General features: G+C 67.4%; 8 protein-coding genes and 1 pseudogene. 6 read left to right on the top strand and 3 right to left on the bottom strand.

What is annotated here, in order from left to right; genetic code table 11:
- The 5 genes from P3W97_RS01510 to P3W97_RS01490 form a co-directional block, all read left to right on the top strand.
- The coding region (locus tag P3W97_RS01510) for a pyruvate kinase alpha/beta domain-containing protein (protein ID WP_300843203.1) at positions 1 to 156 on the top strand (156 nt) is incomplete at its 5' end.
- A gap of 23 nt (positions 157 to 179) precedes the next feature.
- The gene (locus P3W97_RS01505) at positions 180 to 431 is read left to right on the top strand and encodes a DUF4212 domain-containing protein (protein ID WP_300843201.1); all 252 of its coding nucleotides are present in this window, start codon (positions 180 to 182) and stop codon (positions 429 to 431) included.
- A 70-nt stretch (positions 432 to 501) separates the two neighbouring features.
- The gene (gene pgi, locus P3W97_RS01500; protein WP_300843200.1) at positions 502 to 2,148 is read left to right on the top strand and encodes a glucose-6-phosphate isomerase; all 1,647 of its coding nucleotides are present in this window, start codon (positions 502 to 504) and stop codon (positions 2,146 to 2,148) included.
- 47 nt (positions 2,149 to 2,195) lie between these two features.
- On the top strand, positions 2,196 to 5,057 hold the full coding sequence (gene ppc / locus P3W97_RS01495) for a phosphoenolpyruvate carboxylase (protein WP_300843199.1): 2,862 nt from the start codon (positions 2,196 to 2,198) through the stop codon (positions 5,055 to 5,057).
- 35 nt (positions 5,058 to 5,092) lie between these two features.
- The gene (locus tag P3W97_RS01490; RefSeq protein WP_300843202.1) at positions 5,093 to 6,001 is read left to right on the top strand and encodes a phosphoribosylaminoimidazolesuccinocarboxamide synthase; all 909 of its coding nucleotides are present in this window, start codon (positions 5,093 to 5,095) and stop codon (positions 5,999 to 6,001) included.
- On the opposite strand, the pseudogene P3W97_RS01485 reads toward P3W97_RS01490, so the two are convergent.
- The 3 genes and pseudogenes from P3W97_RS01485 to trxA form a co-directional block, all read right to left on the bottom strand.
- Positions 6,002 to 6,520, bottom strand: a pseudogene (locus P3W97_RS01485) (sensor histidine kinase); the annotation flags it as partial. It lies immediately after the preceding gene.
- 151 nt (positions 6,521 to 6,671) lie between these two features.
- A complete protein-coding gene (locus P3W97_RS01480) occupies positions 6,672 to 7,010 on the bottom strand; it encodes a 2Fe-2S iron-sulfur cluster-binding protein (RefSeq protein ID WP_300843198.1) in 339 nt (112 codons plus the stop codon).
- A gap of 18 nt (positions 7,011 to 7,028) precedes the next feature.
- Positions 7,029 to 7,979 (bottom strand): thioredoxin, encoded by a 951-nt coding sequence (gene trxA / locus P3W97_RS01475; protein ID WP_300843197.1) that lies wholly within the window; start codon positions 7,977 to 7,979, stop codon positions 7,029 to 7,031.
- A gap of 49 nt (positions 7,980 to 8,028) precedes the next feature.
- Between trxA and purE the strand changes: the two genes are divergently transcribed.
- The coding region (gene purE, locus P3W97_RS01470; protein WP_300843196.1) for a 5-(carboxyamino)imidazole ribonucleotide mutase at positions 8,029 to 8,508 on the top strand (480 nt) is incomplete at its 3' end.

The following is an 8,508-nucleotide window of genomic DNA, read 5'->3' as shown; positions in this document are numbered from 1 at the left end:
GGCAGCGCGGACCGCGACACCGCGCTGGAGCAGGCGGTGCAGCAGCTCAAGACGTACGGTGCGGTGCAGGCTGGCGACCGCTATGTCATCACCGCTGGCGAGCCGCTGGGCCAGCCGGGCGGCACCAACATGCTCAAGGTGGGACAGGTGCACTGAGGTGCACAGCCCTTAGGCAAGCGATGGAACCAGAGCAGCGATACTGGCAGAAAAACCTGCGCATCACGGGGGTCCTGCTGGCCATCTGGTTCGTGGTGACATTCGTCGTCGGCTTTTTTGCCCGCGAGCTGAGTTTCACCTTCTTCGGCTGGCCCTTCAGCTTCTGGGTCGGTGCACAGGGCGCGCTGGTGGTTTACATGCTGATCATCGGCTTTTACGCTGGGTACATGAACCGGCTCGATATCGAATACGGTGCCACCGAGGAGGAGGACTGAGATCGGAGGGCGCCGGTGCACAGTCGCCTGGGCCGTATGATCGCGGATGGTGCTTATCCACTCCTGGCCCATGCACGCTACGACACCGTCGCCCTGCTCCTCCGCCCCGTCTGCCGGTGCGTCCCTGGCAGCGCACCCGCCAGCCAACCTGCCCGCCTGGGGCCGACTGCGCACCCTGGCGGCGGCGCCCCAGCCGCATTTGCGGGACCGCTTGACCGTGGCAGATGCGGCGCGTGATGCAGCGCTGCGCTTCGAAGCCGCCGGGCTGCGGCTGGATGCCACGCGGCAGGCCGTGGATCTGCCCATCTGGCATGCCCTGCTGGCGCTGGCGCGCGAAGCGGATGTGGCCGGACAAGCCGAAGCCTTGCGGCGCGGCGAAGCCATCAACGCCACCGAAGGGCGTGCCGCCCTGCACCCGGCGCTGCGGGGCGATGACGATTTGTCGGCCCCCTGGGGGCCCGCCATCAGCGCCGCCGTGCGCGACGAGCGGGAACGTTTTCTGGCGGCGGCCGAGCGGGTACGCAGCGGGACATGGCACGGACACCGCGGGCTGCCCATCCGCACGGTGGTCAACCTGGGCATCGGCGGCTCGGACCTGGGACCGCGCATGGCCACGGCTGCGCTGGCCGCCCTGGCCACGCCGACAGTGGCGGTGCGCTATGTGCCCAATGCCGACGCCTGGACGCTGCACGAAGCCTTGCGCGACCTTAACCCGCACGAGACCCTGTTTGTCGTGCAGAGCAAAAGCTTCACCACCCCCGAAACCCGCCTGATGGCCGATACGGCACGCCGCTGGTTGTCCGATGCCGAGCTCGATCCAGCCGCGCAAGCCGCGCATCTGGTGGCGGTGACGGCTCGGCCCGATCTGGCGCGGGCACAAGGGTTCGACCCCGCACACATTTTCGTGTTCTGGGACTGGGTTGGTGGGCGCTATTCGGTCTGGTCGGCGATCGGCTTTCCGCTCGCGGTGGCCATCGGAGCGGCGTCGTTTCGGCAGCTGCTGGCGGGGGCTCGCGCGATGGATGCGCACTTCTGGCACGCGCCAGCGGAGCGCAACCTGCCGCTGGCGCTGGCGCTGCTGTCGGTGTGGAACCGCGACTTTTTGCGCTGCCCGACACACTTAGTGGCCGTGTACGCCGAGCGGCTGCGCCACTTCGTGCCGTATGTGCAGCAGCTGGCGATGGAGTCCAACGGCAAGCGGGTGCACCGCGACGGCACCGCCTGCGCCGTCGGCACCGAGGCGATCGTCTGGGGCGGCGTGGGGTTGGAAGGGCAGCACGCTTACTTTCAGCTGTTACACCAGGGCCGCCACCGCGTGCCCGTGGACTTCATCGGCGTCGACACCGAAGATACACCCTTGCCGCTGGCCGCGCGGCATCATCGCCTCATGCGCGACAACCTGCTCGCGCAGGCGCAGGCGCTGGCGCTGGGCCGCGACGAGGCGCAAACCCGTGCCCAATTGCGGGCCGAGGGGCTGGATGCCCAAACCGTGAAAGCGCTCACCCCGCACCGCACCTTCCCCGGCAACGTCCCCAGCAACCTGCTGTGGCTGCCTCGGCTGGATGCGCATGCTCTGGGCGCACTGATGGCCGCCTACGAGCACAAAGTGTTTTGCGAAGCCGCGATCTGGGACATCCAGGCCTACGACCAATGGGGTGTGGAGCTGGGCAAAACACTGCTGCATACCCTGGCGCGCAGCGACGGCGCTGCGGGTTGAAACCATCTTTTCGCTTTCTCTTGCTTGACCTGACGCAATTTCCATCCATGGCCACGCCCCGCCGCGACCCGTCCCCCGCCCCCTCGGCCGACTCCGCCGCCCGCGCTGCGATCCCGTCCAAAGACCAACCGTTGGTGGAGGACATCCGGCTGTTGGGCCGGCTGCTCGGCGACGTGATCCGCGAGCACGAAGGCGAGGCTACCTTTGCCCTGATCGAGCGCATACGCCAGCTTTCGGTGACATTTCGCCGTCATGCCGATCCGCAGGCCGACCGCGAACTGCAGCGCATGCTGCATGCGCTCACCGATGCCCAGGCGGTCAGCGTGATCCGTGCCTTCACCTACTTCAGCCACCTGGCCAACCTGGCCGAGGACCGGCACCACATCCGCCGGCGCGAGGTGCACGAGCGCGCCGGCCATGTACAGCCCGGTAGCCTGGCACACACCTGGCAACGCCTGCGCCGTGCCGGGGTGAACGGACAGACCATCGCCGACACCCTGCGCCATGCCCTGGTCTCACCGGTGCTGACCGCGCATCCGACCGAGGTGCAGCGCACCAGCATCCGCAAGGCCGAAGGCGACATCGCCCAGCTGCTGGCGCAGCGCGATGCGATACGGGCGCGCGCGCTGGCGGCGGGCAGCCGACGTGGGGACCGCGTCAGCGAGCGCGAGCTGGCCGCCAACGAAGCCCTGCTGCGGGCACGCATCACCCAACTCTGGCATACCCGGCTGCTGCGCTTCACGCGCCTGACCGTGTCCGACGAAATCAAAAATGCGCTTGCGTACTTTGAGCGCACCTTTATACCCGAGGTCCCGCGTCTGTATGCCGACATCGAAACGGCGCTGGGTGGCGCTGCGGTAGCGCCGTTCTTGCGACTGGGCCAATGGACTGGCGGCGATCGCGACGGCAACCCCAATGTGGACGCGGACACGCTGGCGCTGGCGCTGCAGCGCCAGTCAGATTTGATCCTGCGCCACTATTTGCGCGAGGTGCATGCGCTCGGCGCCGAACTGTCCCTGTCCGCCATGCTGCTGCCCGCCCCGGCGGCGCTGCAGGCATTGGCCGAGGCCTCGCCCGACACCAACGAGCACCGCCGCGACGAACCCTACCGGCGCGCGCTGGTGGGCCTGTATGCGCGGCTGGCGGCTACGCTGCATGCCTTGAGCGGCGGCGAGCCAGCGCGCCACGCCGTCGCACCGCAAGACCCCTACTCCGATGCAGCCGCCTTTCTGGCCGATTTGCGCGTGATCGAAGCGGCGCTGATCGAGCAAGGTTGTGCAGCCCTGATCGAGCCGCGCCTCAAACCCCTGATCCGATCGGTAGAGGTGTTCGGCTTTCACCTCGCGACGCTGGACCTGCGCCAAAGCTCGGACCAACACGAGCTGGCCGTGGCCGAGCTGCTGGCCCGGGCGCGGGTGGCCCCAGACTACAGCGCACTCGACGAGGCCGCGCGCCGCCATCTGCTGCTGAACATCCTGGCCGATCCACGGCCGCTGCGACTGCCCGATGCCACCTACAGTCATGTCACACAGCGTGAATTGGCCATCTTCCGCGCCGCACGCGAGGCGCGCCGGCGCTACGGCGCGGCGGCCATCAGGCATGCCATCATCAGCCACACGGAGTCGGTGAGCGACCTGCTGGAAGTGCTGGTGCTGCAAAAGGAGGCCGGTCTGCTGCACGGCCAATGGGGGGAGGATGCACGGGCCGAGCTGATCGTGGTGCCGCTGTTCGAGACCATCGAAGACTTGCAGCAGGCCCCAACCATCATGGCCGAGTACTACGCGCTGCCCGGCGTGGCCGCGCTGGTGCACGCCGGCGGGCCGCTGGAATATGGCGAGCAAGACATCATGCTCGGCTACTCCGACAGCAACAAGGATGGGGGTATCTTCACCAGCAACTGGTCGCTCTACCAGGCCGAGGTGGCGCTGGCGGCCGTGTTCGACCGCCTGGCAGCCGACAGCGGACGCCCGGTGCGGTTTCGCCTGTTCCACGGTCGAGGCGGTACAGTCGGCCGGGGTGGTGGCCCGAGCTACGAGGCCATCTTGGCTCAGCCTGCCGGCACCGTGCGCGGCCAGATCCGGCTGACCGAACAGGGCGAGGTGATCGGCTCCAAATACGGACATCCGGACATCGGAAGGCGCAATCTGGAAACGCTGGTGGCCGCTACTCTGGAGGCAACCCTGCTGCCCCCCCGACGGCCGGTGCCGGCGCGTTTTCTGCAGGCCGCCGAGGCGCTGTCGCGCGCCAGCCAGGCGGCCTACCGCGCACTGGTTTACGAAACGCCAGGTTTTGCCGAATACTTCTTTCATGCCACGCCCATCCGCGAGATTGCCGAGCTCAACATCGGCTCGCGGCCTGCGTCGCGCAAGGCCACGCAACGCATCGAGGATCTGCGCGCCATCCCCTGGAGCTTCAGTTGGGGCCAGTGCCGCCTGACGCTGCCCGGCTGGTACGGGTTGGGCAGCGGCGTGGCCGCGCTGGAGGCGGACCTGGGCCGCGAGGCTGCGCACGCCCTGCTGCGCGACATGTACGCCCGCTGGCCGTTTTTTGCCGCCTTGCTCAGCAACATCGACATGGCGTTGGCCAAGAGCGATCTGGCGCTCGGCGCCCTGTATGCCGAGCTGGTGCCCGATGCGCGTCTGCGCCGGCGCGTCTTCGGCGCCATCGAGGCCGAGTGGCACCGCACCCACACGGCGCTGCAGGCCATCACCGGGCATGACCAGCGGCTGGCCAACAACGCGGCGCTGGCGCGCTCGATCGCGCACCGCTTCCCCTACATCGACCCGCTGCACCATCTGCAGGTGGAGCTGATCCGCCGCTACCGCGCCGGCAACCAGGAAGAGAAGGTCAAACGCGGTATCCACCTGTCGATCAACGGCATCGCGGCGGGGCTGCGCAACACCGGCTGATGACGGACCGATCCAATGTTGCTTTGCTGACTGATATGGCTTATGCCCTGCACACTTCACACCTGACCTCCTTGCCGCTGCTGGCGCGCGGCAAGGTGCGCGACAACTACGCGGTGGGCGAAGACCGTATCCTCATGGTGGCCACCGACCGCATCAGCGCATTCGACGTCATCATGGGCGAGCCCATCCCCGGCAAGGGCGAGCTGCTCACCGCGTTGAGCCTGTTCTGGTTCGACAAGCTGGGGCCCCGGGGGGCCAATCTGTGCCCCATCCACCTGACGGGCGAGGACCCACAAAGCGTGGTGACCCCCGAGGAACGAGCGCAAGTGCGCGGCCGCTCGATGCTGGTCAAGCGCCTGCGGCCCATCCCCGTGGAAGCCGTGGTACGCGGCTATCTGGCCGGCAGCGGCTGGAAAGAGTACCAGCAGACGCAATCGGTGTGCGGCGTGCCGCTGCCCCCGGGCCTGCGCAACGCCAGCCGCCTGCCGCAGCCCATCTTCACCCCAGCGGCCAAGGCGGCCGTGGGTGAGCACGACGAAAACATCACCTTCGACGAGATGGCCAAGCGCATCGGCCGTGACCTGGCCGAGCGCATTCGCGATATTTCTACCCGCCTGTACCAGACCGCAAGCGACTATGCGGCCAGCAAAGGCATCCTGATTGCCGACACCAAGTTCGAGTTCGGGCTTGATGCGGACGGGACCCTGACGCTGATGGATGAGGTGCTCACGCCCGATTCGTCGCGCTACTGGCCGGCCGAGTCCTACGCCGAAGGCAGCAACCCCCCGAGCTTTGACAAACAGTACCTGCGCGACTGGCTGGAGCAGGTCCGGGTGGACGGCCGACCGTGGAACAAAACACCACCCGCCCCGCGCTTGCCCAAGGAAGTGATCGAACAAACCGCAGCCAAATACCGCGAGGCGCTGACACGGTTGATCGGCTGATCAAGCCCGCGGCAGCCGCAGCACGAAGCAGCTGCCGCCGCCGTCGCGCGGCTCGCACCGCGCCTCCCCGCCGTGGCGCTGGGCGATCTGGCGTACCAGACTCAGACCCAGGCCAACGCCGCCGGCGTACTCCGCACGCCCGGGCAGGCGATAACAGGGCTCGAAGATGCGCTCGCGTTGATCGGCCGGCACGCCGGGTCCGCGGTCGCACACGCGCAGCTCGGCCACATCACCCGAACGCACCATCTTCACGCTGGGCGGCGGCGCGGCCTGCAAGCGGCTGGCCAGCAACACCTCCTCCACCAGCGCATCCAACTCGCGGATGTTGCGATCGATTTCAGCACGGCGGGCCAGGCGCGCCTCAGGGGCATCGGTTTCCCACAGCGACAGCGCCATGCGCAGCCGCGCCAGGGGCGAGCGCAATTCGTGCGAGGCATTGGCCAGCAGCGACTGATGCGAGCGCACCAGGGTCTCGATGCGATCGGCCGCGCGGTTAAAGCTGGCCGCCAGGGCCGCCACCCATAGGCCCGTATCCAGCCCGTGTGCCATGGGCCCAAGCCAACGGAGTGGCTGCCGTGGAAACCGCCAATACCGCGCCCATGGTTACAACCCCGCGTGAAGGGTATTTGATCCGTATGTAAAGAAATGTCAACCCACGCCGGCGCTGCCGTCAGTATTGCCGCTTGGGCAGTTCCACGGTCAGGCCGTCCAGCTCGGGGGTCAGGTGGATTTGGCAACTCAGACGGCTGTTGGCGCGTCGCTCGTCTGCCGTGTAGTCCAGCATGGTGTCTTCGTCCGCCAAGACTGGCGGCAGCCGCCCCAGCCACGGCTCGGTGACGAAAACGTGGCAGGTGGCGCAGGTCAAGCTGCCGCCGCAGTCGGCGGCAATGCCATCGATGCCCGCATCCACCGCGGCCTTCATCAAGCTGCGGCCATCGGCCAGGACCTCGACCTCGCGGTCTTGCACGGGCCCGTGCGGGCCGGGGGTGATGAAGCGCACGGTGATCATCGGCCATCCTCCAGCGGCTCAATTCAGCGCCATGCTAAGCTTGCGTCGATAGCGCGAAACCAGCTCGGCTTGCGGATCTTGGGCCGCCGCGACATGCCCGGTGATTTCCAGACCGGCGGCTGACTTGGGCGCGGCCCCGGCGTCGCGCGGCGGCGGTGTCAGCAGCTCCAAAATCGCCACGTAGGTCTTGCGCGGCACCTCATCGCCCCACTTTTTGTCGCGCATGATGATCTCGGCCAACTCGTCCATCGCCGCGGTCCAGTCGCCACGTGCGATGAGCACGCGCGCCTTGGCCAGGCGCGTCTCGAAGTCGCGCCGGTTGGCGGCGATGAGCTCGTCGAATTTCTCCAGCGGCCACTGACCACGGGGATCGTGCGCGGCGAACTCCAATGCATCGATCCAGTGCCGCAGCGCCTCGAAGCGCAGCAGCACGGGCAATTTGCCCAACGCCGGTGCCAGCGCAGCCGAGGCCTCCTGCAGCTGACCATTTTCCACCAACAAGCGCACCAAATCGTAGCGGGCCTCTTCGTTGTCCGGATCACGTGCCAGCGCCTCGCGCAGCCGCTGCAGCGCCGCCTCGGTGTCGCCACTGGCCACAGCCTGCAGCGCCTCCTGCACCTCGGCTTGCGCCTCCAGCTGCTCCGGTGTGGGCAAGCTGCGGTCCAGGAAAGCCTTGATCTGTCCCTCAGGCAGCGCCCCCATGAAACCGTCGACCGGCTGGCCACCGATGAACAGAATGCAGGTCGGAATGCTGCGGATCTGGAAATAGCTGGCGAGCTGCTGCTCTTCCTCGGTGTTGACCTTTGCTAGCTTGAAACGGCCAGCATAGGCCTGCTCCACCTTCTCCAGAATGGGGCCGAGAACTTTGCAGGGGCCACACCACGGTGCCCAGAAATCCACCAGCACCGGTGTGGTCAGCGAGGCTTCGAGCACCTCGGTCTGGAAATTGGCAAGCGTGACGTCGATCATGTCTGCTGCATCCGATTCTCTAGAATGATGGGATTTTCCCGGGGTCGCCATGTCCAGCAGCAACGTCCAGGTCGGTGTCGTCATGGGGTCCAGCAGTGACTGGGACACCATGCAGCACGCGGCTGCCATTTTCCAACAGTTCGGTGTCGCGTTCGAAGCCCGGGTCGTCTCGGCCCATCGCATGCCAGACGACATGTTCGCTTATGCCGAAGCGGCCGAGGGCCGCGGTCTGCAGGCCATCGTCGCCGGTGCGGGTGGCGCGGCCCATCTGCCCGGCATGCTGGCGGCCAAGACCACCGTGCCGGTGCTGGGCGTACCGGTGCCGAGTCGCCATTTGCAAGGGGTCGATTCACTGCACTCCATCATACAAATGCCCAAAGGCATCCCCGTGGCCACCTTTGCCATCGGTGCCGCCGGTGCAGCCAACGCCGCTTTGTTCGCAGTGGCGATGCTGGCCCGCCACGACACGGCGCTGCACGAGCGGCTGCACGCCTTCCGCGCCGAGCAGACGGCCATGGCGCGGGCCATG

This window comes from Tepidimonas sp., from assembly GCF_029335975.1.
Lineage (GTDB): Bacteria > Pseudomonadota > Gammaproteobacteria > Burkholderiales > Burkholderiaceae_C > Tepidimonas.
The sequence above is the reverse complement of the archived record's forward strand: the minus strand, read 5'-3'. Positions and strand labels throughout refer to the sequence as shown.

Coding starts and splice junctions, on each gene's coding strand:
- P3W97_RS01505 (WP_300843201.1), top strand. CDS start 180: ATGGAACCAGAGCAGCGATACTGGCAGAAAAACCTGCGCATCACGGGG.
- pgi (WP_300843200.1), top strand. CDS start 502: ATGCACGCTACGACACCGTCGCCCTGCTCCTCCGCCCCGTCTGCCGGT.
- ppc (WP_300843199.1), top strand. CDS start 2,196: ATGGCCACGCCCCGCCGCGACCCGTCCCCCGCCCCCTCGGCCGACTCC.
- P3W97_RS01490 (WP_300843202.1), top strand. CDS start 5,093: ATGGCTTATGCCCTGCACACTTCACACCTGACCTCCTTGCCGCTGCTG.
- P3W97_RS01480 (WP_300843198.1), bottom strand. CDS start 7,010: ATGATCACCGTGCGCTTCATCACCCCCGGCCCGCACGGGCCCGTGCAA.
- trxA (WP_300843197.1), bottom strand. CDS start 7,979: ATGATCGACGTCACGCTTGCCAATTTCCAGACCGAGGTGCTCGAAGCC.